This window comes from Streptomyces sp. NPDC101234, from assembly GCF_044767525.1.
GTDB lineage: Bacteria > Actinomycetota > Actinomycetes > Streptomycetales > Streptomycetaceae > Streptomyces > Streptomyces sasae.
Window position 1 is genome coordinate 132,559 of record NZ_JBIWOA010000007.1, and the last position, 24,079, is coordinate 156,637.

The 24,079-nt window shown below is 71.9% G+C and carries 22 protein-coding genes; 13 read left to right on the forward strand and 9 right to left on the reverse strand.

Features of this window, described 5'->3' with window-relative positions:
* Window positions 1–43: 43 nt before the first annotated feature.
* Window positions 44–1,795, reverse strand: a complete 1,752-nt coding sequence (locus tag ACIRR9_RS15195; RefSeq protein ID WP_403751355.1) for a hypothetical protein — start codon at window positions 1,793–1,795, stop codon at window positions 44–46.
* 241 nt (window positions 1,796–2,036) lie between these two features.
* Between ACIRR9_RS15195 and ACIRR9_RS15200 the strand changes: the two genes are divergently transcribed.
* The 9 genes from ACIRR9_RS15200 (at window position 2,037) to ACIRR9_RS15240 (ending at window position 12,066) form a co-directional block, all read left to right on the forward strand.
* Window positions 2,037–2,426, forward strand: a complete 390-nt coding sequence (locus ACIRR9_RS15200; protein WP_123973377.1) for a cell division protein SepF — start codon at window positions 2,037–2,039, stop codon at window positions 2,424–2,426.
* A gap of 277 nt (window positions 2,427–2,703) precedes the next feature.
* A complete protein-coding gene (locus tag ACIRR9_RS15205) occupies window positions 2,704–3,990 on the forward strand; it encodes an ATP-binding protein (RefSeq protein ID WP_403751357.1) in 1,287 nt (428 codons plus the stop codon).
* Window positions 3,987–4,316, forward strand: a complete 330-nt coding sequence (locus ACIRR9_RS15210; RefSeq protein WP_384575920.1) for a nucleotide pyrophosphohydrolase — start codon at window positions 3,987–3,989, stop codon at window positions 4,314–4,316. The genes ACIRR9_RS15205 and ACIRR9_RS15210 overlap by 4 nt, the downstream gene beginning before the upstream one ends.
* Before the next feature lie 177 nt (window positions 4,317–4,493).
* Complete coding sequence (locus ACIRR9_RS15215; protein WP_185149071.1) at window positions 4,494–4,952, forward strand: DUF6099 family protein; 459 nt, start codon at window positions 4,494–4,496, stop codon at window positions 4,950–4,952.
* 87 nt (window positions 4,953–5,039) lie between these two features.
* The gene (locus tag ACIRR9_RS15220; RefSeq protein ID WP_403751359.1) at window positions 5,040–5,474 is read left to right on the forward strand and encodes a hypothetical protein; all 435 of its coding nucleotides are present in this window, start codon (window positions 5,040–5,042) and stop codon (window positions 5,472–5,474) included.
* A gap of 292 nt (window positions 5,475–5,766) precedes the next feature.
* The gene (locus ACIRR9_RS15225) at window positions 5,767–6,690 is read left to right on the forward strand and encodes an LLM class F420-dependent oxidoreductase (RefSeq protein ID WP_403751361.1); all 924 of its coding nucleotides are present in this window, start codon (window positions 5,767–5,769) and stop codon (window positions 6,688–6,690) included.
* Window positions 6,691–6,808: 118 nt separating this feature from the next.
* Window positions 6,809–7,738, forward strand: a complete 930-nt coding sequence (locus tag ACIRR9_RS15230; RefSeq protein WP_403751363.1) for a DUF4232 domain-containing protein — start codon at window positions 6,809–6,811, stop codon at window positions 7,736–7,738.
* A gap of 309 nt (window positions 7,739–8,047) precedes the next feature.
* The gene (locus tag ACIRR9_RS15235; protein ID WP_403751365.1) at window positions 8,048–9,523 is read left to right on the forward strand and encodes a 3' terminal RNA ribose 2'-O-methyltransferase Hen1; all 1,476 of its coding nucleotides are present in this window, start codon (window positions 8,048–8,050) and stop codon (window positions 9,521–9,523) included.
* On the forward strand, window positions 9,520–12,066 hold the full coding sequence (locus ACIRR9_RS15240; RefSeq protein ID WP_403751367.1) for a polynucleotide kinase-phosphatase: 2,547 nt from the start codon (window positions 9,520–9,522) through the stop codon (window positions 12,064–12,066). Before ACIRR9_RS15235 ends, ACIRR9_RS15240 begins: the two co-directional genes overlap by 4 nt.
* Before the next feature lie 2 nt (window positions 12,067–12,068).
* On the opposite strand, the gene ACIRR9_RS15245 is transcribed toward ACIRR9_RS15240, so the two are convergent.
* Both ACIRR9_RS15245 and ACIRR9_RS15250 read right to left on the reverse strand, forming a co-directional pair.
* A complete protein-coding gene (locus ACIRR9_RS15245) occupies window positions 12,069–12,962 on the reverse strand; it encodes a hypothetical protein (protein ID WP_384575899.1) in 894 nt (297 codons plus the stop codon).
* 211 nt (window positions 12,963–13,173) lie between these two features.
* A complete protein-coding gene (locus ACIRR9_RS15250; protein ID WP_403751369.1) occupies window positions 13,174–14,343 on the reverse strand; it encodes an SPFH domain-containing protein in 1,170 nt (389 codons plus the stop codon).
* 128 nt (window positions 14,344–14,471) lie between these two features.
* Here ACIRR9_RS15250 and ACIRR9_RS15255 point away from each other — a divergent pair, with 128 nt between their 5' ends.
* From ACIRR9_RS15255 to ACIRR9_RS15265, 3 genes are all read left to right on the forward strand, one after another.
* Window positions 14,472–15,695: an arginine deiminase gene (locus ACIRR9_RS15255; RefSeq protein WP_403751371.1), complete on the forward strand. Its 1,224-nt coding sequence runs from the start codon at window positions 14,472–14,474 to the stop codon at window positions 15,693–15,695.
* Between the two features lie 92 nt (window positions 15,696–15,787).
* Window positions 15,788–16,795, forward strand: coding sequence for an ornithine carbamoyltransferase (gene argF / locus ACIRR9_RS15260; protein ID WP_403751373.1), 1,008 nt, complete (start codon window positions 15,788–15,790; stop codon window positions 16,793–16,795).
* A gap of 122 nt (window positions 16,796–16,917) precedes the next feature.
* Complete coding sequence (locus tag ACIRR9_RS15265; RefSeq protein WP_365346130.1) at window positions 16,918–18,354, forward strand: amino acid permease; 1,437 nt, start codon at window positions 16,918–16,920, stop codon at window positions 18,352–18,354.
* Here ACIRR9_RS15265 and ACIRR9_RS15270 read toward each other — a convergent pair.
* The 6 genes from ACIRR9_RS15270 to ACIRR9_RS15295 form a co-directional block, all read right to left on the reverse strand.
* On the reverse strand, window positions 18,314–18,766 hold the full coding sequence (locus ACIRR9_RS15270) for an ATP-binding protein (protein ID WP_365346132.1): 453 nt from the start codon (window positions 18,764–18,766) through the stop codon (window positions 18,314–18,316). The two genes, ACIRR9_RS15265 and ACIRR9_RS15270, sit on opposite strands and share 41 nt — an antisense overlap.
* A gap of 267 nt (window positions 18,767–19,033) precedes the next feature.
* Window positions 19,034–20,242 carry a sulfate adenylyltransferase subunit 1 gene (locus ACIRR9_RS15275; protein WP_403751375.1) on the reverse strand — a complete coding sequence of 403 codons (1,209 nt, stop codon included), beginning with the start codon at window positions 20,240–20,242 and terminating at the stop codon, window positions 19,034–19,036.
* A gap of 2 nt (window positions 20,243–20,244) precedes the next feature.
* Window positions 20,245–21,147 carry a sulfate adenylyltransferase subunit CysD gene (cysD, locus tag ACIRR9_RS15280; RefSeq protein ID WP_403751377.1) on the reverse strand — a complete coding sequence of 301 codons (903 nt, stop codon included), beginning with the start codon at window positions 21,145–21,147 and terminating at the stop codon, window positions 20,245–20,247.
* Entirely contained in the window at window positions 21,144–21,695 is a 552-nt protein-coding gene (gene cysC / locus ACIRR9_RS15285; protein WP_403751379.1) for an adenylyl-sulfate kinase, read from the reverse strand. Before cysC ends, cysD begins: the two co-directional genes overlap by 4 nt.
* Window positions 21,696–21,889: 194 nt before the next feature.
* Window positions 21,890–22,702: a PaaX family transcriptional regulator C-terminal domain-containing protein gene (locus ACIRR9_RS15290; protein ID WP_403751381.1), complete on the reverse strand. Its 813-nt coding sequence runs from the start codon at window positions 22,700–22,702 to the stop codon at window positions 21,890–21,892.
* Window positions 22,703–23,078: 376 nt separating this feature from the next.
* The gene (locus tag ACIRR9_RS15295) at window positions 23,079–23,273 is read right to left on the reverse strand and encodes a DUF5999 family protein (protein ID WP_365346144.1); all 195 of its coding nucleotides are present in this window, start codon (window positions 23,271–23,273) and stop codon (window positions 23,079–23,081) included.
* 272 nt (window positions 23,274–23,545) lie between these two features.
* On the opposite strand from ACIRR9_RS15295, the gene ACIRR9_RS15300 reads away from it, so the two are divergent.
* Window positions 23,546–23,971, forward strand: coding sequence for a DUF6299 family protein (locus tag ACIRR9_RS15300; RefSeq protein WP_403751383.1), 426 nt, complete (start codon window positions 23,546–23,548; stop codon window positions 23,969–23,971).
* Window positions 23,972–24,079 lie beyond the last annotated feature (108 nt).

Here is a 24,079-nt window from a genome sequence, read left to right on the forward strand (position 1 = left end):
CCGTGGTCCTGCCGACCCGTCGTCCTGCTGGCCCGTCGTCCTGCTAACGCGCCGTGCTGCGGATCTTGACGTCCTGGCTGGACAAAGTCTGCGGATCGGCCGTGAAGGCGCGCAGCCGCAGCCGGGTGCTCGGCTTGCCCGGAACGCCGAAGCGGCCCTTCGGCGGCTTGAGTTCGACGCTCGCCGTGCCGTGTCCCGGGATCGTCGCCGGACCCCGCACCAGCTGCCAGTACATGCTCATGCCCTGACCGGTGGTGATCGTGTAGTGCGGGGTGAGCGCGGCGCTCCCCGTGTTGACCACCTTCAGGGTCATCTCCCTGACGACGTCCGGCGACTGCCTGTCCCGGCGCAGGGCGGTGATCGTCATCCGCAGCGGCGGCCTGCCGGACACCGCGACGACCGCGCTCGCGAGCGCCGGGGTGAGCAGCAGGACGACGGCGGCGACCAGGGCGGTGCGGCGGCGGGGCCCGGTCAGGAAGGCCGGGCGCGGCTGCCAGGCCCGCTCGAACTCCGGCAGCGGAGCGGTGACGGCGGCCGTCAGCCACAGCGGGGTCATCATCAGGTAGTAGCCGTCCTGGGAGCGGGTCGCCAGGTAGAAGGCCAGCCAGGGCAGCACGGTCGCGGCCGGGCCGAGCCGCCGTACGAACAGCACGAACAGGGCGAGCAGGCCCGCCGCGAAGAGCATGCTGGCGTGTGAGTACCAGTCGATGCGGTCGCTGCCGTTCGTGTAGTACAGCGTGATGTCCACCAGACCCTGGCCGTGCACCACGGCACCCTGGGTCAGCGGCAGCGCGATCCCGCGCAGCCAGCGGCCGGGCTCGGACACGATGAAGTACGTGTTGATCAGCAGCCAGACCGTGGCCGCCACGCCCACGATCCGCAGGACCACCACAGCGGCCGCCCGGCCACCGAGTTCACCGCGCCGCACCGCGTAGATCCCGGCCAGCAGGAACGGCGTGACGAACCACGGCAGCTGCTGCGCCGCGCACGCGGCCCCCAGACACGCGGCCCGCGCGATCCCGGCCGCGCCCAGCCGGCCGCCCGCGCCGATCCGCGGCCAGCGCACCACCACCGGGATCAGCAGCGCCAGGCCGATGATCGCCGGGTAGCCGACCCGGGCGTACGTCGGCAGGAAACCGAAGCCCAGGCAGGCCAGCGTCGCCGCCGACCGCCACGGTGCCGGGAGCATCCGCCACAGCGCGATCGTGCCGGCGATCAGCGCGCCCGTGCACAGTGCCGTGGCCGGGGCACCGTCGTGGCCGAGCCACAACAGCGGGGCGGCCAGCAGCGGGGCCAGCGGGGGATAGCCGTACGTGTAGTCGTAGCTCCCGCCTATCGTCGGCGTGAGGGCGACGCCCTTGCCGCCGAACAGCCAGGGCCAGGGCTGTCCGTACACCGGGTGGCCGGCCACGATCGCCTTGGCGGCCTGGGTGGTGAGGACGCCCTCGTCGCCGCCGCTGTGGTTCAGCGCCCAGCCGCACAGGGCGAGGACCACCGCCGTGACCAGGATCACCAGGTCGAGGCGGGCCAGTGACCGGGTCGTGCGGACGGTCAGCGTCAGCACGCCGGACACCAGGATCGAGGCGTAGCAGACCGAGATCATGGCCGCCAGGAGCAGGTGGTGCGTCGCCGCCTGCGTCCAGATCGAGCGGGTGCCGACGAACAGACTGATGTCTGCGAGAACCGTCAGAACGCGGTGCCATTGCGCTGGGGCTCCGGAGTTGCCCGGAGCGGCGGACACCGCCGACTGTGTCCGCCGGTCGGGTGTCACCTGTTGTGTTTCTGCCAAGTGCACGCACCGGACGGTAATCGCGGGTGGTGAGCGGGGCATGGCCGGAGGAGAAGAGTCCGGTGAGAGGCCGGTAAGAAGCCTCTAATGCGCGGCAATCGGCTGAATAGTAGGAAGATCTCCGCTTCTGTGACCAAGTGCCCCGCGTATTCGCTCGCGCTTCGTGTCGCTGTTGGGCCGAACGGGTGACTTGGCGTAAGAATTGGCTGGTGCAGGCATTGAGTGCGAGTCAGGTCAGGGGGAGCCGGTGAGCCGTTACGACGTCACCGATGAACAGTGGGAGGGGCTCGCCCAGGTCGTGCCGCTGCGGGGCCGCGACGCGTGGCCTTCGGCGGTGGGCCATCGCGCGCTGCCGGACGCGGAGACCGAGACGCGCCGCCGTTTCGTCGTCCTGCGGGTCAATGTCTTCGCGGACGCCCGCGAGGTCGCGGAGACGCTGATGGCGGGGATACCGGTCCTGCTCGACCTGACCAGCGCGGAGACGGAGGTCGCCAAGCGCGTCCTCGACTTCAGCACGGGCGTGGTCTTCGGTCTGGGCAGCGGAATGCACCGGGTCGACCGCAACGTCTTCCTCCTGACCCCGCCGGGCACGGAGGTCAGCGGCCTGATGGAGGGAGCGGGAGCCTCCGGCGGCTGAGCCGCCCCAACCGACCGGAAGGCCGCCCGGGGACGCCGGCCGGGTACGGGGCGGCCGGGTGCACCGGTCCCGGGCGTAGGGCGAGTGAGCGTGGCCGTCCCCCGATCGTAGGAAGGTCCGGACGGCGGAACGGTTCGCCGGGCGGCCGGACCCGTACGGTCCGCATATGGCCGTGCCCCCCACCTCGTCCGCGTCCAGTCCTTCTCCGCCCGCCCGTCCCGCCCCGGGCGATACGCCGGTTCCGTCCGCGTCACCGGAAGACGCTGCGCCGGCGAGCATGCCGACGGGGGCGGAGGCGCCGCCGTCCGAACGGCCTCCTCCGTCCCGATCCGGTACGTCCGGCCGGTCGCCGCAGACCGTCCCGCGCGCCCGCCCAGGGGGGCCGGCTGCCGACGAGCAACCGCGCGCACTGGCAACGAACGCCGCCCCCGCGGCCCCCACCCCCCGCCGTGACCCCCGGCCCCGGGTCATCGAGCTTCGGCTCTCTGCCTATGCCCGGCATCGGGGTGCGAGTTTTCCGCTGGGGCGGGTGACTCTCTTCACGGGGCCCAGCGGCAGTGGCAAGTCCGCCGTGCTCGCGGCCTACGAGGCGCTGGCGCGGCTCGGGGGCGGGGCCGCGCTGGCGGACGTGTTCCCCGATCCCGTCGCACTCGTGCCGGAGCGGGCGCGGCCCGACGCGCAGCGGCGGCGGGGGTTTCGGATCGGGTGTACGGCCGACGGCGCCGAGGGCCCGGTCCGGCTCGACGTCGCCGTGCAGGCCGAGCCCGAACTGCGGATCGTGGGGGAGCGGCTGACCGCCGGCGGCCTGGTGCTCCTGGAGACCGCCCTGCGTGACCCGGGCCGGCGCGCCGTACAGGCCGCCTGGCACACGGCGGGCAGCTCCCCCGTGACCCGGGCCCCGCTCCCTGACGACCGGCTCGGTACGGCGTTGCTGCCCCTGCGGGTGGCGGGGAAGACGGACGGCCAGCGGCAGGTCCTCGCCGCCGCCGAACAGATGGTCGTCGCCCTCCGGTCGGTGTTCGCCTGCGATCCACGGCCCGAAGACATGCGCACCCCCGTCCGCACCGGCTCCGGCCGCCTGCTGCGCGGGTGCGGCAACCTCGCCGACGTACTGTGGCGCACCCGTACCGAATGCGGCCGACGGCACGCGCAGCTCGTCGACGCGGTGCGCACCGGCTGCGCCGGCCCCGTCGCCGACCTGCTCGCCGAACCGCTGGGCGACGGCACGGTACGGGCGCTGCTCGACCGGGGCGACGGCCACCGCTCGGAGCTGGCGCGGCTCGGCGACGGCGAGCTGCGCCAGCTCGCCCTCGCACTGGTCCTCTTCACCGGCCCCGGCGTCCTGGAGGTCGACGCCCCCGGCGAGGTCCCCGACGCCATGCGCAGCCTCACCGTCCTCGCCGACGGCTTCGACCGCTGCCTCGACCCCCGCCAGCGCACCGAACTCCTGCGCACCGCAGTCCTGATGGGCGAACGCGGCCACATCCGCTTTGTCGGCGCGCTGAGCGACGCCTCCTGGGCCGTCGGAGGGGGAGCGATCACGGTGGTACACCTGGACGGGTGACCGACGAACCTCTCGACGTGGCGAACCTCCAGCGCAGGCTGGCCGAGTTCGCCGCCGCCCGCGACTGGCGGCAGTACCACACGCCCAAGAACCTGGTGGCCGCCCTCAGCGTGGAGGCCTCCGAACTGGTCGAGATCTTCCAGTGGTTGACCCCGGAGGAGTCGGCCCGGGTGATGGACGACCCCGACACCGCCCACAAGGTCACGGACGAGGTCGCCGACGTCCTGTCCTATCTGCTGCAGTTCTGCGAGGTCCTCGGCATCGATCCGCTGGCCGCGCTGGACGCGAAGATCGCCCGCAACGAGAAGCGGTTCCCGCCCGCCTGACAGGGATGGAGTACCGCACTCCGATTTAACGCTCCGTATCCAAAACCTCGCCCGAATCCGAATTGTTGTCCACAGATTTCCGTCTTCCTCTGGCTTTACGTCTCGCACGCCCTCACTCTGGGTAGTGAACTACTGAGTGCAGCAAGGCGGTTCGGACGGACGGGGACGGGGCGGCTGATGGACGCGATGCGGCTCATCGTGGCGAGCAGACGGGCGCTGGCGCACGGCGCGGGTGTACCGGAACTGATGACCGAGGTGTGGCAGGCCCAGGCCCTGGCCCAGGCGATCGGCAGCAGGCTGGCCGTCTCCGGCCCGCCCGAGCTGCGCGGCGAGGCCCTCGGTCTGACCGAGCTGGCGGGCCGGGGCTGCGGGGTCCTCACCACCCCGGACCTGGACCCCGGCACCCTGCGCGCCGCCCAGCTCACGGAGCTGGACGACGCACGCAAGACGCTTCTCTCCCTCGGCGGCCTCCTCGCCGAGGTCGGCATCGCGCTGGTCGGCATGGCCAGCGCCGCGGCCGACGAGACGACGTACTGGCAGTGCATGGAGGCGATCGACGCCGCCGACGAATCCCGGGACCGGGTCCTGGAGATGCTCCGCAAACTGGCGGCCCGGGAGGAGGTCAGGGACGGCTGAGCCTCTCGTCCGTCGTGGAAGAATCCATGGCGGAACGTATGAGGGGGTGCGATGCGGCGGGGACATCGGGCGTTGCTCTGCACGGTCATGGTGGTTCTCGCGTCCACGGTGACCGGGTGCTTCGCTCGTTACGAGGCGTGTCCCGGGGAGGGCCGCCGCCCCGCCGGCCTGAAGGCCGACGACCTGGTCGGCAGCTACCGGAACACGTGGGGAGGCACCGTGACCCTGCGGGGCGACGGCACCTTCACGACGGTCGCGTGGCCCGCCGACCTCGAAGGGGCGACGGGAGCCACGGACGGGAGAAGAGGCAGCGGTCGCTGGGAACTCAACGAGGCCGACCCCGACGACCAGGACCTCTCGCTCTCCTTCTCCGAGATCAATGACTACGAACTCGGCTCGGACGGTTACGGATCCGGCTTCGACATCAGCGGCAACCGTGAGGATCCACGACTGTACGACTGGATCGGCGACCCCGACGACTGCACCAACATGGTCATATTCAGCAGCACGCCGTCCGCCTGATTCCGCTGATCGATCACGAGGGTGGCTGGGCCTCGCCGCCGGATCGCCGTGATGGAAGGGGAACTTCACGGCGGCCCACCGCGACGAGCGGCCGGCGTCGGCATGGTCATTCGCGCGCCGAACTGCGGAGGCGCTCCTGGGATTCCGAGGAGGGAAGACCCGCTTCCTCGTGGAGATTACTGGCCCGCCCCGCCCCACGCCCCGCCGTCGGCGAGATTCACCCGGGGCGGGGACGCGCGGGACGGCCGGTACCAATGCTGTTGACGGGGCCCGTGCCAGGCAGGATGGAAGCATGGATCTTCGCATCTTCACCGAGCCCCAGCAGGGCGCGAGCTACGACACCCTCCTCACCGTCGCCAAGGCCACCGAGGACCTCGGCTTCGACGCCTTCTTCCGCTCCGACCACTACCTGAAGATGGGCGACGTGGACGGCCTGCCCGGCCCCACCGACGCCTGGATCACCCTCGCCGGTCTCGCCCGGGAGACCAAGCGGATCCGCCTCGGCACCCTGATGACCGCCGGAACGTTCCGGCTGCCGGGCGTGCTCGCCATCCAGGTCGCCCAGGTCGACCAGATGTCCGGCGGCCGCGTCGAACTCGGCCTGGGCGCCGGCTGGTTCGAGGAGGAGCACAAGGCGTACGGCATCCCCTTCCCGAAGGAGAAGTTCGGCCGTCTGGAGGAGCAGCTGGCGATCGTCACCGGCCTGTGGGAGACCAAGCTCGGCGACACCTTCGACTTCCACGGCACCTACTACGACCTGACCGACTCGCCCGCGCTGCCCAAGCCCGCCCAGGCGCGGATCCCGGTGCTGATCGGCGGTCACGGCGCCACCCGCACCCCGAAGCTGACGGCGCGTCACGCCGACGAGTTCAACATGCCGTTCGCCTCGGTCGAGGACAGCGAGACCCAGTTCGGCCGGGTCCGCGCCGCCGTCGAGGCGGCCGGCCGCAAGGCCGACGACCTGACCTACTCCAACGCCCTCGTGGTCTGTGTCGGCAAGGACGACCAGGAGGTCGCCCGCCGCGCCGCGGCCATCGGCCGCGAGGTCGACGAGCTGAAGACGAACGGCCTGGCCGGTACCCCGGCCGAGGTCGTCGAGAAGATCGGCCGCTACGCCGAGATCGGCTCCCAGCGCTTCTACCTCCAGATCCTCGACCTCTCCGACCTGGACCACCTGGAGCTGATCTCGGCCCAGGTCCAGTCCCAACTGTCGTAACCGGCAAGGGGGTCCGCGCATCCGGTCGGCTGTGACACGGTTCGGCTGTGACACGGCTGTGACCGGAGGAGTGGCTTCCACCACAGTGGTCCGGAGCCCGCCCTGATGAGGTGACCGGATGCGCAGACCCCACCCCCGTCTCCTCGCCCCCGCCGCCGCCCTGCTCCTGGCCACGGCCTGCGGCGGGGAGCACGCGGGCACGAGCGGCGGCCCCGGCGCGGCGGTCCCGGCGCCCCGCGCCACCGTCACCGACCCCCCGGTGGACGGCGTCCGGATCACCTCGGTCGCCATCCCCTCCGCCTCCCCGACCCCGTCCGCCTCGCCGGGCTCGGTCCATGCGGACCGGCTGCCCGGTGACTCGGGTGTCTCCGCCGCCTACCAGGTCAGCAACGACGGCGACGAAGCCATGACCTACACCGTGATCTTCGCGTTCACCACGGACACCGGCGCGGTCATGGGGAACAGGAAGGTGACCGTGGCCGGGGTCGCGCCCGGACGCAGCCGGAGCGGAACCGTCGACCTGGGCGTGCTCACCCCCAGCGCTTCCCCGGTGACCAGGGTGAAGGTCGAGCAGGTCACCAAGGTCCCCGCCGACGAGGCACCGGACCGGACCGGCGCCTGCCCCTCCTCCGGAGTACGGCTGTGGGCCGACGACGGCGACGCCGCGATGGGTCTGCGTGTCGTAGGACTCCACCTGCAGAACTGCGGGAAACGGGACTACTCGCTCGACGGCTATCCGGAGCTGAGCCTCCTCGACGAGGACCACCGGCCCGTCGACGGCATACGCGTCCTGCACGGAGGCGCCGCCATCGCCATGGGAACCGGCTACGACGAACCGCCCGTTCCCCTCACCCTCAAGCCCGGTGAGACCGCCCTCTCCGGCCTGACCTGGCGCAACACCACCCTGGCGGGCAGCACCGCGGTGAACGTGCCCTACGTCCGTGTCCTGGCGAAGCCCGGCGCCGACCCCGTGATGGTCACCCCGGGCCTGGACCTCGGTACCACGGGCAAACTCGGCGTCGGTGCCTGGAAACGAGCCGACGGCTGATCGTTCCGCTCGCCGTCTGCCGTCTGCCGTCTGCCGTCTGCCGTCTGCCGTCTGCCGTCTGCCGTCTGCCGTCTGCCGTCCGCCGTCCGCCGTCCGCGGTGCCGTCGTGGCTGGGTCGTGCAGTTCCTCCCCCAGTCTTCGGCCGGGGGTACCCCCAGCGCCCCTTCGGGGCGCTGCCGAACCGAACCTGCCCGGCCCGGCGGAAAATTCCGCGCGTCCGCCCCGTGAACCTAGGTACGTTGGAACCGCGGGCAAGCGCACGACCAGCGCTTTCGCACCCTTCCCTGACCCTTTTCGAGGCGACCCACCGTGTTCCTGACGATCACCACCACCGGCACCGCCGAACGTCCCGCGACCGACCTCGGGTTCCTGCTGCACAAGCACCCCGACAACGCGCAGACCTTCTCGACCTCCTACGGCATCGCGCACGTCTTCTACCCCGAGGCGGATACCGCGCGCTGCACGGCGGCGCTGTTGCTGGAGGTCGACGCGGTGGCGCTGGTCCGGCGCGGCAAGGGCAAGGGCCGTGGCGGGGCACCCGACGCGGCGCTCGCGCAGTACGTCAACGACCGCCCCTACGCGGCCTCCTCACTGCTCGCCGTGGCGATCGGCAACGTCTTCTCCAGCGCGATGCGCGGTGTGTGCAAGGCCCGCCCCGAGCGGGCCGCAGCCCCGCTGCCGCTGCGCGTCGAGGTGCCCGCGCTGCCCGCCCGCGGCGGCCCGGAGCTGGTACGACGTCTCTTCGAGCCGCTCGGCTGGACGGTGACCGCCGCACCGGTCGCCCTGGACGCCGCGTTCCCGGAGTGGGGCGACTCGCGCTACGTCGGCCTGGTCCTGGAGTCCTCGGCCCTCACCCTCTCCGAGGCACTGCGCCACCTCTACGTCCTGCTCCCCGTCCTCGACGACGCCAAGCACTACTGGGTCTCCTCCGAGGAGGTCGACAAGCTGCTGCGCGCCGGCGAGGGCTGGCTGCCCGGCCACCCGGAGCAGAAGCTCATCACCAGCCGTTACCTCTCCCGCCGCTGGTCGCTGACCCGGCAGGCCATGGAGCGGCTGGAGCTGGTGCGGCTCGCCGAGTCCGACGACAGCGAGGTCGAGGAACTCGACAACGCGGTCGAGGCGGAGACCGAGGCGGAGGAGAAGCCGACCCCGCTCGCCGTGCAGCGGCGCGAGGCGATCCTCGGCGCGCTGAAGCGCTCCGGTGCCGCCCGGGTCCTCGACCTCGGCTGCGGCCAGGGCCAGTTGGTGCAGGCGCTGCTGAAGGACCCGTCCTTCACCGAGATCGTCGGCGTCGACGTGTCGATGCGCGCGCTCACCATCGCCTCCCGGCGGCTGGGGCTCGACCGTATGGGCGAGCGGCAGGCCGCCCGCGTCAAGCTCTTCCAGGGCTCGCTGGCCTACACCGACCAGCGGCTCAAGGGGTACGACGCCGCTGTGCTCAGCGAGGTGATCGAGCACCTCGACCTGCCCCGGCTGCCCGCCCTGGAGTACGCCGTGTTCGGCGCCGCCCGCCCGCGCACGGTCCTGGTGACCACGCCGAACGTCGAGTACAACGTCCGCTGGGAGACCCTTCCCGCCGGACATGTGCGGCACGGCGACCACCGCTTCGAGTGGACCCGCGAGGAGTTCCGCGCCTGGGCCCACCGGGTCGCCGAACTCCACGGCTACGAGGTCGAGTTCACTCCTGTGGGCCCGGACGACCCCGAGGTCGGCCCACCCACCCAGATGGCCGTTTTCGGGATCGGCACCACCACGATCGCCGCGAAGGAGGCGAAGGCGGCATGACCGAGGCACAGCACACCGGACGGGTCCTCCCCGTCACCGACCTCTCCCTGGTCGTTCTCGTCGGCGCCTCCGGCTCCGGCAAGTCCACCTTCGCGCACCGCCACTTCAAGCCGACCGAGGTGATCTCCTCCGACTTCTGCCGGGGTCTGGTCTCCGACGACGAGAACGACCAGAGCGCGACGACTGACGCCTTCGACGTCCTGCACTACATCGCGGGCAAGCGACTGGCCGCCGGCCGCCGCACGGTCGTCGACGCGACCAGCGTCCAGCAGGAGTCGAGAAAGCAGCTGATCGACCTGGCCCGGCAGTACGACGTGCTGCCCATCGCCGTCGTCCTCGACGTGCCCGAGGAGGTATGCGCCGAGCGCAACGCGGCCCGCATCGACCGGGCCGACATGCCGCGCCGGGTCATCCAGCGCCACATCCGCGAACTCCGTCGTTCCATAAGGCACTTGGAGCGCGAGGGCTTTCGCAAGGTGCACATCCTGCGCGGTGTCGAGGAGATCGAGTCCGCGACCGTCGTCACCGAGAAGCGGTTCAACGACCTGACCCACCTCACCGGTCCCTTCGACATCGTCGGCGACATCCACGGCTGCGCCTCGGAACTGGAGACCCTGCTCGCCAAGCTGGGCTACCAGGACGGCGTGCACCCGCAGGGCCGTACGGCCGTCTTCGTCGGCGACCTCGTCGACCGCGGCCCGGACAGCCCGGGCGTGCTGCGCCGGGTGATGTCGATGGTCCGGTCGGGCAACGCCCTCTGCGTGCCCGGCAACCACGAGAACAAGTACGGGCGTTATCTCAAGGGCCGCAAGGTCCAGCACACCCACGGACTCGCCGAGACCATCGAGCAGATGGACGGCGAGAGCGAGGAGTTCACCCAGCAGGTACGGGAGTTCATCGACGGGCTCGTCAGCCACTACGTCCTCGACGGCGGGAAGCTGGTCGTCTGCCACGCCGGGCTGCCCGAGAAGTACCACGGCCGCACCTCCGGCCGGGTCCGCTCGCACGCGCTCTACGGCGACACCACCGGCGAGACCGACGAGTTCGGCCTGCCGGTGCGCTACCCGTGGGCGGAGGACTACCGGGGCCGGGCGGCCGTCGTCTACGGCCACACTCCCGTCCCCGAGGCGAGCTGGCTCAACAACACCATCTGCCTGGACACCGGCGCCGTCTTCGGCGGCAAGCTGACCGCGCTGCGCTGGCCGGAGCGGGAACTGGTCGACGTACCGGCCGAGCGGGTCTGGTACGAGCCGGCCCGGCCCCTGCGCGCCGAGGCGCCGGGCGGTCAGGACGGGCGGCCGCTGGACCTGGCGGACGTCCAGGGCCGACGGGTCGTCGAGACCCGGCACCAGGGCCGGGTCGGCGTCCGCGAGGAGAACGCGGCGGCGGCTCTGGAGGTCATGAGCCGCTTCGCGATCGACCCGCGCCTGCTGCCGTACCTCCCGCCGACCATGGCACCCACGGCCACGAGTCATGTCGAGGGCTATCTGGAGCACCCGGCGGAGGCGTTCGCGCAGTACGCCGAGGGCGGGGTCGCCCGGGTCGTGTGCGAGGAGAAGCACATGGGCTCGCGGGCGGTGGCGCTGGTGTGCCGGGACGCGGAGGTGGCGCACAAGCGTTTCGGCATCGCCCCGGGGCCGACCGGTTCCCTCTACACCCGCACCGGACGCCCGTTCTTCGACGACGAATCGGTGACCGAGGAGATCCTCGGCCGGATCCGCGCGGCGGTGGACGTGGCCGGCCTCTGGGACGAACTCGCCACCGACTGGCTGCTGTTGGACGCCGAGCTGCTGCCCTGGTCGCTCAAGGCCGCCGGACTGCTGCGCTCGCAGTACGCGGCCGTGGGCGCCGCCTCCCGCGCGGTGTTCCCGGGTGCGCTGGCCGCCCTGGAGGGCGCGGCGGCGCGCGGTGTCGACGTCGGCGGGCTGCGGGACCGGCAGCGTGACCGCGCCGCCGACGCAGCCGCGTTCACCGACGCCTACCGGCGTTACTGCTGGACCACCGAGGGCCTGGACGGGGTGCGCCTCGCCCCCTTCCAGCTTCTCGCGGTCCAGGGCCGCAGCCTCGCCGGGCTCCCGCACGACGAGCAACTCGCCCTGCTGGACCGGCTGGTGGAGAACGACCCGACGGGTCTGCTGCAGACCACCCGCCGCCTGTACGTCGACACCGGCGACCCGGAGTCGGTGCGGGCCGGTGTCGACTGGTGGCTGGAGATGACCGGCCGGGGCGGCGAGGGCATGGTCGTCAAACCGCTCGGGGCGGTCGTGCGCGACCCGGCCGGCCGGCTGGTCCAGCCCGGCATCAAGTGCCGGGGCCGCGAGTACCTGCGGATCATCTACGGTCCCGAGTACACCCGCCCCGACAACCTGGCCCGCCTGCGGGGCCGCTTCCTCAACCACAAGCGGTCCCTGGCGATCCGCGAGTACGCCCTGGGCCTGGAGGCCCTGGACCGCCTCGCGGACGGCGAGCCGCTGTGGCGGGTGCACGAGGCGGTGTTCGGGGTGCTGGCCCTGGAGTCGGAGCCGGTCGACCCCCGGCTCTGAGGTCAGCCGACCAGCCGGAGCCTGCGGGCGCAGGCTCCGACGCGGACCGTCTGCCCCCAGGTCAGCTCCAGGGCGTCCGTCTCGATGCCGTCGCCGAAGGCGATCAGGCGGTCCGACTCGACCGTGAGGGTCAGGGCCGCGGAGGCCGTGAGCTCCCCGGCGACCAGGGAGGTCCCGGTCGCCGGGGACGGCCAGGCCTCGCGGACGAACCAGAGCAGGCGGTCCTCGGTGGGGGAGGGCAGGGCCTGCCGGGCGCCGCGCTCCTGCCACAGCGAGCGCAGCCACCCGGTGGCCCCGGTGCCGGTGCCCACCAGCACCCCGGAGGAGGCCTGGGCCTCGACGACACCCCCGTCGTCCTCGAGGCCCAGGCGGTATCGGGCGGTCTGATGACCGGCGGTACCCAGATAGATCTCGTTGAGCGCCACGAGCCGCTGAGTGTCGTCGGCGACCGCCTCGACCATGGTCAGCTCGTCGACGCCGGTGGCCCCGGCCGAGCCCAGCAGCACAGCCGCGTCCGCGGGCCGGTGCCGTACGAGGACACCGGGGTTGCGGCCGGGGTCGGTGTCGATCCCGATCACCGGCTGGCCGTCCAGGTACTTGGCCACGTTCGCCACCAGCCCGTCCTGGCCGACCACCACGACCACGTCCTCCGGGGCGAACAGGAAACGGTCCAGGTCGCCCCGCTCCACCCGCGCCTGACGCCAGGTCAGCGGCACCGCCGAGGTCACCTCGGCGAGCGCCCGCCGGGTGCGCCGGTGCCGTTCGGCGACCTCCTCGATGTCCCGTCCCCGGGAGGAGAGGAAGAAGGCGGCCTGGCCATGGGTGCCGTGGTGGGCCACCAACTCCTCGTACTCGCTGGTGCGGTGGACGAGCACGGCACGGGGCGCGAGGCTCATGGCGCCGCCTCCGGGACTCGACGGAACCGGGCGGACGGGTCGGGCGAGGCCGCCGGCCACGCCGTACGGACCCTGACCGCGGGCGCGGGCGCAGTGTTCATGCCCCCTGCGCCGAGCCCGGTTTCGCCGGCAGTGCGGAACCGTGCGCATGGGGCCGGTGAGGCCGCCGGCCACGCCGTACGGACCCTGACCGCGGACCCGGTCGCCGTGTTCACGCCCCCTCCGCCGAGCCCAGCTTCGCCAGCAGCCCCGTCAGCACGTCCGGCGACACGGTCAGGCTGTCGATGCGCGGGAGGTTCTCCGCGAGCCGGGTGCCCGTGAGGGCGTGCAGCGTGGCCACGTCCACCTCGCCGTGCACCCGCAGCCAGGCCGCCTGTGCCGCGGCCCGGGCCTCGCCGACCTCCCGCGCTCCCGCCGCCTCGGCCCGCGCGAGCGCGACCGCCCGGGCCGCCTCGGCCTCACCCAGCTTCACGGACCGCGCCGCCTCGGCGTCGGCCAGCTTCACGGACCGGGCCGCTTCCGCCTCCGCCAGCTTCACGGACCGGGTGGCTTCGGCCTCGGCGAACTTCACGGACTTGGTTGCTTCCGCCTCCGCCAGCTTCACCGTCCGGGTCGCCTCCGCCTCCGCCCGTACCGCGTCCGCCGCCGCGTGCTCCTCCGCCTCGCGCCGGGCGTTCGTGCCCCGCTGCTCGACCAACTGCTCCTCACGGCGGGCCAGTTCGATCTGGCTGGCCAGCTCGTTCTCGGCGATCGCCCGCTCCCGCTCGACGGCCACCGCCCGCCGTTCGTAGGTCGCCCGGTCGGCCTCCTGCTGGATCTGCTCGCGGGCCGGGGTGCGCAGCGCCCGCTCCACCTCCGGCTCGGGCCGCAGCGCCATCACCCGGACGGCCACCACCTCTATCCCGGTCGCCGGCAGCCGGGGCTCGGCGGCCAGCCCGGCCGCGACCTGCTCCCGCACCGCCGCCACCCCGTCGACCAGCGCCTCCGACAGCAGGGTCCGGGCCAGGACGTCCAGCGCGTGCTGCTGGGCCGTCTCCGTGAGCAGGGTGCCCAGCTGTTCCAGCGGGGTGCCCCGCCAGGCCCCCGTGTCCGGGTCTATCGAGAAGTCGAGGCGGGCGGCCGCCACCGCCGGGTCGCCGACGCGGTAGGTGACCGTCGCCTGCACCACCACGTCCTGGAAGTCGGCCGTACGGGCATGGAAGGTCATGGCCAGTTCGCGGTCGTCGACCGGCACTTCCGAGATCGCCGCGCTGAGCGCCCGGAACCAGAAGCTGAGCCCCGGCCCGTCGTGCAGCAGCTTTCCGCCCCCGTGGTGTCTGACGTGCGCCGTCGGAGCCCCGCGCAGATGGCGCCAGCCCAGACGGCGGGTGATGTCGGCCATCGAATCCGCCCCCTCGTCTTTAGAGTCATAATGACCATAATCCTGGCTCTCGTTTGTCGTCAAGGGGACGACAACAAGAAACGGTCGAGCAGGGGGTGAAGACGGTCGGCGATGGTCAGGATGGAGACATGGGATTCCACGTCGACTCCGAGGTCGGGCGGCTGCGCCGCGTCATCCTGCACCGGCCGGACCTGGAGCTGAAAAGGCTCACCCCGAGCAACAAGGACGCCCTTCTCTTCGACGACGTCCTCTGGGTGCGCCGGGCCCGGGCCGAGCACGACGGCTTCGCCGACGTGCTGCGCGACCGCGGGGTCGCCGTCCATCTCTTCGGCGACCTGCTCACCGAGACCCTGGACCTCCCCGCCGCCCGCACCCTCGTCCTGGACCGGGTCTTCGACGAGAAGGAGTACGGCCCCCTCGCCACCGACCACCTGCGCGCCGCCTTCGAGGCGCTGCCCGCGCGCGAGCTGGCCGAGGCGCTGGTCGGCGGCATGACCAAGCGGGAGTTCCTGGACGCGCACGAGGAGCCCACCTCGGTCCGCTTCCATGTGATGGACCTCGACGACTTCCTCCTCGAACCGCTCCCCAACCACCTCTTCACCCGCGACACCTCCGCCTGGGTCTACGACGGGGTCTCCATCAACGCCATGCGCTGGCCCGCCCGGCAGCGCGAGACCGTGCACTTCGAGGCGATCTACCGGCACCACCCGCTCTTCCGTGACGAGACGTTCCACGTCTGGTCGGAGGGGCAGGCCGCCTACCCCTCCACCATCGAGGGCGGTGACGTCCTGGTGATCGGCAACGGCGCGGTCCTGATCGGCATGAGCGAGCGCACCACCCCGCAGGCCGTGGAGATGCTCGCGCACAAGCTGTTCGCGGCGGGCTCCGCGCGGACGATCGTGGCCCTCGACATGCCGAAGGGGCGCGCCTTCATGCATCTCGACACCGTGATGACGATGGTCGACGGCGGCACCTTCACCCAGTACGCCGGGCTCGGCATGCTCCGCTCGTACACCATCGAACCGGGCGGGGCCGACAAGGAGCTCAAGGTCACCGACCATCCGCCGGAGCACATGCACCGTGCGATCGCGGCCGCCCTCGGCCTCAGTGAGATCCGGGTCCTCACCGCCACCCAGGACGTGCACGCGGCCGAGCGCGAGCAGTGGGACGACGGCTGCAACGTGCTCGCCGTCGAACCCGGTGTCGTCGTCGCCTATGAACGCAACTCCACCACCAACACCCATCTGCGCAAGCAGGGCATCGAGGTGATAGAGATCCCGGGCAGCGAGCTCGGCCGGGGCAGGGGCGGGCCGCGCTGTATGAGCTGCCCGGTGGAGCGGGACGCGGTGTGACGCAACCGCCGCCACGGCGACTGTATAGAAATGTGAGGCATCGTATAGACTTCCATGGTCCCTGAAGCCGACCCGTACTCTGGAGCGCCCCCATGGCGACAGTCCCGACCGCCCTCGCCGGCCGCCACTTCCTCAAGGAGCTGGACTTCACCCAGGAGGAGTTCCGCGGGCTGGTCGAGCTGGCCGCCGAGCTGAAGGCGGCCAAGAAGGCCGGGACCGAGACGCAGCACCTGCGCGGCAAGAACATCGCGCTGGTCTTCGAGAAGACCTCCACCCGCACCCGCTGCGCCTTCGAGGTCGCCGCCGCCGACCAGGGCGCCCACACCACCTACCTCGACCCGGCCGGCTCGCAGATCGGGCACAAGGAGTCGGTGAAGGACACCGCCCGGGTCCTCGGCCGGATGTTCGACGCGATCGAGTACCGCGGCCATGGCCAGGGTGTCGTGGAGGAGCTGGCCGCGTTCGCCGGGGTCCCCGTCTACAACGGCCTCACCGACGAGTGGCACCCCACCCAGATGCTCGCCGACGTGCTCACCATGACCGAGCACAGCGACAAGCCGCTCACCGACATCGCCTTCGCCTACCTCGGCGACGCCCGCTACAACATGGGCAACTCCTACCTGGTCACCGGCGCCCTGCTCGGCATGGACGTCCGGATCGTCGCCCCGCGGCTCCTTTGGCCGGACGACACGATCATCGAGCTGGCCCAGCAGCTCGCCGGCGCGTCCGGCGCCCGGATCACGCTCACCGACGACGTGAAGGAGGGCGTGCGCGGCGCCGACTTCATCGCCACCGACGTCTGGGTGTCGATGGGCGAGCCCAAGGCGGTCTGGGACGAGCGCATCGCGCTGCTCGGCCCCTACGCCGTCACCATGGACGTGCTGCGCGCCACCGGCAACGCCGACGTCAAGTTCCTGCACTGCCTGCCTGCCTTCCACGACCTCGGCACCGACGTCGGCCGCGAGATCCACGAGCGGCACGGACTGACCGAGCTGGAGGTCACCGACGAGGTGTTCGAGTCCGAGCACTCGGTCGTCTTCGACGAGGCCGAGAACCGGATGCACACCATCAAGGCGGTCCTGGTGGCCACGCTCGCCTGATCGTCGTACCGCAAAGGCCTCACCAGGCCCTATCCTTTCGGCGGCCCGGCGCCACCCCTGCCGAGGCCGCACCCACGCCCCCATCAGGGACGTTCGCACCACCAGAAACGAGCACCACCCGCATGCCCCGCATCAAGTCCCCGCACCTGCTGGTCGCCGAATCCGGCGCCGACCGGGCGGGCCACGGCCTCCGCCGCACCATGGGCCTCTTCCAGCTGATCTGCTTCGGCATCGGCGCGATCGTCGGCACCGGCATCTTCGTCGGCCTCTCCGACTCGGTCGCCCAGGCCGGACCGGCCGTCGTCGTCTCCTTCGCCCTCGCCGCGGTCACCTGCGTGTTCACCGCCCTCTCCTTCGCCGAGCTGGGCGGTGCGATCCCGGTCTCCGGATCGTCGTACTCCTTCGCCTACGCCGGTCTCGGTGAGTCCACCGCGTTCCTGGTCGGCTGGTGCCTGCTCCTGGAGTACGGCGTCTCGATCTCGGCCGTCGCGGTCGGCTGGAGCCAGTACGTCGACGAACTGCTGCACAGCCTCACCGGCCTCCAGCTCCCGCACGCCCTGGCCGCGGGCCCCGGCGACGGCGGGATCGTGAACCTCCCCGCCGTGATCGTCATCGCCATGGCCGCCCTGCTGCTGGTGCGCGGGGTGCGGGAGAGCGCCCGGGCCACCGCCGCGATGGCCGCCGTGAAGCTGGTCATCCTGGTCGCCTTCTGCGTGATCGGCTTCAGCGCCTTCAAGGACGGCAACCTGGTGCCGTTCTCCCCGGCCGGTCTCGGCGGCATCGGCGCGGGCACCACCGCCGCGTTCTTCTCGTACATCGGCTTCGACGCGATCACCACCGCCGGTGAGGAGGCGAAGAACCCGCGCCGGGACATCCCGGTCGCGATCCTCGTCTGCATGGGCGTGGTCACCCTGCTCTACTGCGCGGTCGCCCTCGCCGCGACCGGCGCCATCGGCGGCGACCAGGTCGCCGGCCGCCCCGCCGCCCTCTCCTACGTCGTCAACCAGGTCACCGGGTCCACGGTCGGCGGCGGGGTGATCGCCTTCGGCGCGGTCGTCGCCATCGCCTCCGTGGTGCTCGCCGTGATGTACGGCCAGACCCGCATCCTGATGTCGATGTCCCGGGACGGTCTGATCCCGCGTGTCTTCGAGCGGGTCTCGCCGCGGACCGCCACACCGGTCTCCGGCACCCTGATCGTCGCGGTCGTCTTCGCGCTTCCGGCGGCCTTCGCCTCGCTGGACGCGGTGATGAACCTGTGCACCATCGGCACCCTCGCGATCATGGCCGTGGTGAACATCGCGGTGATCGCCCTGCGCCGTCGCGAGCCGGGCCTCGCCCGCACCTTCCGGGTGCCGCTGTACCCGGTCATGCCGCTGCTGGGCGTCGGCTTCTGCCTGTACCTGATGTACGAGACCGGGTGGACGACCTGGATCCAGTTCGCCGTCTTCCTGGTCGTGGGCCTGCTGGTCTACCTCGGCTACGGGCGCCGGAACTCCACGCTGGCCACCGCCGCCGTGACTACGCCGGACGCCACTGACGCGGTACTACAGGAAGCCTGAACCACACCGCCTTGCCGGACTCGGTGGGGCGGTGGCCGCAGGACGAACTCAGGGCGCGGATCAGCAGCAGGCCGCGCCCGCCCTCCTGCCAGGGGTCCGGCGGCTCGATCGTGGGCCGGGTCAGAGGGGCCGGCGGGGCCGGGTCGGGGTCGTGCACCTCGACCTTGCAGCCGCCCGGCATCAGCTCGACGACCAGCTCTATCGGCCCCCGGCCGGCGGTGTGCTCCACGGCGTTGGCCACCAGCTCCGCCGTGAGCAGCTCCGCGGTGTCGGCGTCCGCCGCGTGGTCCGCCTCCTCCATCGCCGAACGCACCAGGGCACGGGCGACCGGCACGGCCGCGACGGTGTGCGGCAGCGCGATGCGCCAGGAGGCGGAGGAGGAAGGTGGTTCGTACACGGCTGGTCCGTTCATGGAGCAGGCGATCACTGCTTGTCCTGCTTTCAACTGTAGGAATGGTACGGGTCCCGTTCCGGGGGCTGTCGGCGGGCCCCGGCGCGGGACCTTCGGCCCGGTAACGAGTGGCTACCCCGCCCGCCGGGCCGTCTCGCACATCCGGCTCCACTGTTACCGCGTTATTGACACGCCGTGACCTTGTGACGGCCCTCCGGCGCCGGGGCCGCGGCGAACACGAAGGAGCCCCCGGCGTCCTCGCCAGGGGCTCCTCGGTGTTTTCGCAGGTCAGGCCAGGTCGACCATCCCCGCGGTCAGCGTCGCGCCGTCCGCCGGGTCGATCAGGATGAACGCGCCGGTACGACGGGACACCGCGTAGGCGTCCAGGGGCAGCGGCTCGGCGCTGCGCAGGGTGATCCGGCCCAGGTCGTTGGCGGTCAGCTCGGTCGCGCCCGCCAGGTCCCGGACGATCGCCTTGACGGTCCGGGTGGTGTGCTTGAGCAGCACCCGGTCGCCGACCCTGAGCGGCCGGTCGGCCAGATGGCACACGGCCGCCGTGACGTCCTGGGTGAGGGCGGGCACCTCCGGTCCAGCGGTGATCATGTCGCCGCGCGAGACGTCCCGCTGGTCGGCCAGGCGGATCCCGATGGACTGCGGGGCGTGGGCCGCGGCGACCCCGGTGCCGAGCACGTCGATCGCCGTGATCTCGGAGCTCTCCCCGGACGGGTGGACGGTGACTTGGTCGCCGACCCGCAGCGAGCCCGAGACCAGCTGGCCCGCGTAGTGGCGGATGTCACCGTGCCGGATGACGTACTGGACCGGGAAACGGGCCGGGGCGTCGGCCGCGTCCGCCGCGACCGGGACGTTCTCCAGGAACTCCAGGAGCGCCGGGCCGTCGTACCAGTCCATGTTCGTGGAACGGTCGACGACGTTGTCCCCGACCAGCGCGGAGACCGGGATCGCGGTGACCTCGGGGAGCCCCAGCTCGGCGGTCTGGGCGGTGAAGTCGGCGACGATCCGCTCGAACTCCGCCCGCTCGTAGCCGACCAGGTCCATCTTGTTGACGGCGAGGACGACCTGCGGGACCCGGAGCAGGGCGGCCACGGCCGCGTGCCGGCGGGTCTGCTCGACGACCCCGTTGCGGGCGTCGACCAGGACGATCGCCAGTTCGGCGGTGGAGGCGCCGGTGACCATGTTCCGGGTGTACTGCACATGACCCGGGGTGTCGGCCAGGATGAACCGGCGCTTCGGGGTCGCGAAGTAGCGGTAGGCCACGTCGATCGTGATGCCCTGCTCGCGCTCGGCGCGCAGCCCGTCGGTGAGGAGGGCCAGGTCGGGTGCGTCCTTGCCACGGCTGAGGGAGGCCTGCTCGACCGCCTCCAGCTGGTCGGCGAGGACCGACTTGGAGTCGTGCAGCAGCCGTCCGACGAGGGTGGACTTGCCGTCGTCGACCGAACCGGCGGTCGCGAACCGCAGGGTGTCGATGGTCGTGCTCATGCTTAGAAGTACCCCTCGCGCTTGCGGTCTTCCATCGCGGCCTCGGAGACCTTGTCGTCGGCACGCGTGGCGCCGCGCTCGGTGAGCCGGGAGGCGGCGATCTCGGCGATCACCTTCTCGATGCTGTCGGCGTCGGAGTCGACGGCACCCGTGCAGGACATGTCACCGACGGTCCGGTAGCGCACCTGGCGCTTCTCGACGGTCTCGTTCTCGCGGGGCCCGCCCCACTCGCCGGCGGTCAGCCACATCCCGCCGCGCAGGAACACCTCGCGGTGGTGGGCGTAGTAGATCTGCGGCAGCTCGATCTCCTCGCGGGCGATGTACTGCCAGACGTCCAGCTCGGTCCAGTTGGAGAGCGGGAACACGCGGACGTGCTCGCCGGGGGCGTGCCGGCCGTTGTAGAGGTTCCACAGCTCGGGGCGCTGGCGGCGCGGGTCCCACTGGGAGAACTCGTCGCGCAGGGAGAACACCCGCTCCTTGGCGCGGGCCTTCTCCTCGTCGCGCCGGCCACCGCCGAAGACCGCGTCGAACTTCGCGCTCTGGATCTTCTCGGTCAGCGGCAGCGTCTGCAGCGGGTTGCGGGTCCCGTCGGGCCGCTCGCGCAGCACGCCCCGGTCGATGTAGTCCTGCACGGAGGCGACATGCAGGCGCAGTCCGTGCTGCTCGACCGTGCGGTCCCGGTAGGCGAGGACCTCGGGGAAGTTGTGGCCGGTGTCGACGTGGAGGAGGGAGAAGGGGACCGGCGCCGGGGCGAAGGCCTTCAACGCCAGGTGCAGCATGACGATGGAGTCCTTGCCGCCGGAGAACAGGATCACCGGCCGCTCGAACTCGCCCGCCACCTCGCGGAAGATGTGGACCGCCTCGGACTCCAGCGAGTCCAGGTGGGACAGCGTGAAGGTGCTCATGCCAGCCCCCGCTCCACCAGCAGCGCGTGCACCGCGTCCGCCGACTCCTGGGGGGTCTGGTGCTCGGTGCGCAGCACCAGCGCCGGGTCGGCGGGCGGCTCGTACGGGTCGTCGACACCGGTCAGCCCGGTCATCCGCCCCGCGGCCTGCCTGGCGTACAGGCCCTTCACATCCCGCTCGCTGCACACCTCGACCGGGGTCGCCACATGCACCTCCAGATATGGCGTCCCGCTCTTCTCGTGCCGGGTGCGCACCGCCTCGCGGCTGTCGGCGTAGGGGGCGATGACCGGGACCACGGAGAGCACTCCGTTGCGCGCGAGCACCTCGGAGACCAGGCCGATGCGCTGGACGTTGGTGTTGCGGTCCTCCCGTGAGAAACCGAGGCCGGCCGAGAGGAAACGGCGTATCTCGTCGCCGTCGAGGACCTCCACGCGATGTCCCTGGGCCTTCAGCCGGTCGCCGAGGAGGCGGGCGATCGTCGTCTTGCCCGCGCTCGGCAGCCCCGTCAGCCAGACCGTGGCGCCCTGGGCCCTTGGCGTGGTGGTCATGCGCAACAGACCTCTTCCTTACCTGTTCGTCCAACTCGCGTACGACCTGTCGAAGGGTAGGTAAGAAGTCTGAGAGGAGTGGTCAAGGAAGCTGAGGTTTGACTGAGTGACTCCTGGTGGGCAAGGGTTCACTCAGTCCTGCAATGAACATTTCACAAAAGGCCGTGCGTTCACGGCCGGGTTCACAGCCGGGTTCACAGGCCGACGAAGGCGCCGCCCGCGTCCCGCAGCCGCTCGTGCAGTGCCCGGAAGACGGCGGCCGAGCGGGTGCCCGGCCAGTCGGCGGGCAGCAGGCTCGTCGGCAGCCCGGGGTCGGTGTACGGCAGATGGCGCCAGGAGTTGAGCGCCAGGAGATAGTCGCGGTAGGCGTCCTCCGGCGGGGTGTCCGTCCGGTGCTCCCAGCCGCGCAGCACCGGCTCGTGGGCGTCGAGGAACTGCTCGTGCGCCTTGGCGATGGCCGTCAGGTCCCACCAGCGGGCGACCGCCTCGACGGTGGGCGCGAAGCCGAGGTGGTCACCGCGGAAGAAGTCCACGTACGGATCGAGGCCGAGCCGGCGCAGGGTGTGCCGGGTCTCCTCGAACAGCGGGGCCGGGGCGATCCACACCCCCGGCGCGGCCGTGCCGAAGCCGAGCCCGGCCAGCCGCGAGCGCAGCACATGCCGCTTCTGCCGCTCCGACTCGGGCACCGAGAACACCGCGAGCACCCAGCCCTCGTCCTCCGGCGGCGCCGCCGCGTACACCCGGCGGTCGCCGTCGTCGAGCAACTGCCGTGCCTCCGCGGAGAGCTCGTACCCGGCCGCGCCCTGTGCGGTGCGGGCCGGCGCCAGCAGCCCGCGGCGTTTGAGCCGGGACACCGACGACCGTACGGAGGGGGCGTCCACGCCGACGGCGGCCAGCAGCCGGATCAGCTCGGCGACGGGCACCGGGCCGGGCAGGAAGCGGCCGTACGCACCGTAGAGCGTGACGATGAGGGACCTCGGGGCGTGTTGCTCGGACACGTTGATCATTTTAGGTCCCCGGCATCGCTGCTGGTCACCTTCGGTGCCCGGCTGAATGTGAGTCAGGACCGCGGGGCCCGCCCCCAGGCGGCGACCAGCGCCGGTGCGAGTCCGTGAAAGCGGGGTCCGCGCAGCAGACGAGCCCCGCGTCGACGGCGGTGACCGGGGCGCGGTGGACGCGCAGTCCGATGCCGGTGGGGGGCATCCCGCCTTTGTGCCGGCGGCCCGACCCGGGGTCCCCGCGACTCGCCCGGCACCGGGTCGGGTGGTTCGGGTGGTTCGGGTGGTTCAGGCGGCGGTGAGTCGGTCGGCCGGGTCGCGGTGTGGCGCGACTCGCCCGGCAACCGGATCCGGCGGATCGGGTGGATCCGATCGATCGGGTGGTTCAGGCGGCGACGGTGAGTCGGTCGGTCGGGGCGCGGTGCGGTGGGACCACGCTGCCGTCGGCGTGCAGCTCGCCCGTGTCGTCGAAGACGATCGCCCCGTCGCACAGCAGGGTCCAGCCCTGCTCCGGGTGGGCGGCGACGATGTGCGGAAGGCCGAGGTCGGCCGTAGCGCTCTGGAGCTGGTGTGAACACATGGCGCACCTCCACGGGTTGCCTGCGGCGTGTTCGCCGGGAGCCATGCACAGACCATGCTCCCGCCGTGAACGCATGGGAACCGCTCACCGTGACCTGTGACAACACGCGGACAACTCCCGGACGCTCCCACGACGGTGGCCGCGCCTCCGGGACACCGCCGCCGGTTCCGGCGCGCCGGGACGCGCCACCGAAGGGGTGACGGTCACGCGTCGTACCTCGGCCGCCCGGTATCCAGGGCTTGCCCCCCACCCCCCGATCCGGGAAGGAAGTCATGCCCGTACGCCCCGCCCTCGCCGCGGCCCTCGGTTCCGTCGCGCTGCTGTGCGCCGCCGTCGCCCCCGCGACCGCCTCCTCCTCCGAGTCCGTCACCGTCGACCCGACCGGTCGTCTCGCCTCCGACGGTACGGTCACCCTCTCCGGCACCTACACCTGCACCGGCGCCATGGGCCCGGTGTTCATCAGCTCGTCGGTCAGCCAGGAGTCGTCGAGCGACCGGCACGGCATCGGCGGCACCCGGGCCGTGTGCGACGGCTCCGAGCACCACTGGGAGAACACCGGCAGGGTCACCTCGGAGAAGCTCAGGCACGGCGCGGCCCATGTCGAGGCCACGATCATGGAGCTGCGCCCCGAAGGCGGCCTGCCGCTGCCGTTCTTCCACGCCACCGCAGAGCAGGACATCACCCTCGTCAAGGGCTGACGCGCATGCCCGAGCGGCCCGGCCCCCCCGGGGGGGGGGGGGGCGCGGGGGGGGGGGGGGGGGGGGGGGGGGGCCGGGGGCCCCCGGGGGTGCGGGCCCCCCCCCAGG

What these genes read in the sequence shown, in the direction of transcription:
- ACIRR9_RS15205 (WP_403751357.1), top strand. Translation starts at nt 2,704, where the DNA reads ATGCCGACGGGGGCGGAGGCGCCGCCGTCCGAACGGCCTCCTCCGTCC.
- ACIRR9_RS15215 (WP_185149071.1), top strand. Translation starts at nt 4,494, where the DNA reads ATGGACGCGATGCGGCTCATCGTGGCGAGCAGACGGGCGCTGGCGCAC.
- ACIRR9_RS15220 (WP_403751359.1), top strand. Translation starts at nt 5,040, where the DNA reads ATGGTGGTTCTCGCGTCCACGGTGACCGGGTGCTTCGCTCGTTACGAG.
- ACIRR9_RS15225 (WP_403751361.1), top strand. Translation starts at nt 5,767, where the DNA reads ATGGATCTTCGCATCTTCACCGAGCCCCAGCAGGGCGCGAGCTACGAC.
- ACIRR9_RS15230 (WP_403751363.1), top strand. Translation starts at nt 6,809, where the DNA reads ATGCGCAGACCCCACCCCCGTCTCCTCGCCCCCGCCGCCGCCCTGCTC.
- ACIRR9_RS15240 (WP_403751367.1), top strand. Translation starts at nt 9,520, where the DNA reads ATGACCGAGGCACAGCACACCGGACGGGTCCTCCCCGTCACCGACCTC.
- ACIRR9_RS15245 (WP_384575899.1), bottom strand. Translation starts at nt 12,962, where the DNA reads ATGAGCCTCGCGCCCCGTGCCGTGCTCGTCCACCGCACCAGCGAGTAC.
- ACIRR9_RS15250 (WP_403751369.1), bottom strand. Translation starts at nt 14,343, where the DNA reads ATGGCCGACATCACCCGCCGTCTGGGCTGGCGCCATCTGCGCGGGGCT.
- ACIRR9_RS15255 (WP_403751371.1), top strand. Translation starts at nt 14,472, where the DNA reads ATGGGATTCCACGTCGACTCCGAGGTCGGGCGGCTGCGCCGCGTCATC.
- argF (WP_403751373.1), top strand. Translation starts at nt 15,788, where the DNA reads ATGGCGACAGTCCCGACCGCCCTCGCCGGCCGCCACTTCCTCAAGGAG.
- ACIRR9_RS15265 (WP_365346130.1), top strand. Translation starts at nt 16,918, where the DNA reads ATGCCCCGCATCAAGTCCCCGCACCTGCTGGTCGCCGAATCCGGCGCC.
- ACIRR9_RS15270 (WP_365346132.1), bottom strand. Translation starts at nt 18,766, where the DNA reads ATGAACGGACCAGCCGTGTACGAACCACCTTCCTCCTCCGCCTCCTGG.
- ACIRR9_RS15275 (WP_403751375.1), bottom strand. Translation starts at nt 20,242, where the DNA reads ATGAGCACGACCATCGACACCCTGCGGTTCGCGACCGCCGGTTCGGTC.
- cysD (WP_403751377.1), bottom strand. Translation starts at nt 21,147, where the DNA reads ATGAGCACCTTCACGCTGTCCCACCTGGACTCGCTGGAGTCCGAGGCG.
- cysC (WP_403751379.1), bottom strand. Translation starts at nt 21,695, where the DNA reads ATGACCACCACGCCAAGGGCCCAGGGCGCCACGGTCTGGCTGACGGGG.
- ACIRR9_RS15290 (WP_403751381.1), bottom strand. Translation starts at nt 22,702, where the DNA reads ATGATCAACGTGTCCGAGCAACACGCCCCGAGGTCCCTCATCGTCACG.
- ACIRR9_RS15295 (WP_365346144.1), bottom strand. Translation starts at nt 23,273, where the DNA reads ATGTGTTCACACCAGCTCCAGAGCGCTACGGCCGACCTCGGCCTTCCG.
- ACIRR9_RS15300 (WP_403751383.1), top strand. Translation starts at nt 23,546, where the DNA reads ATGCCCGTACGCCCCGCCCTCGCCGCGGCCCTCGGTTCCGTCGCGCTG.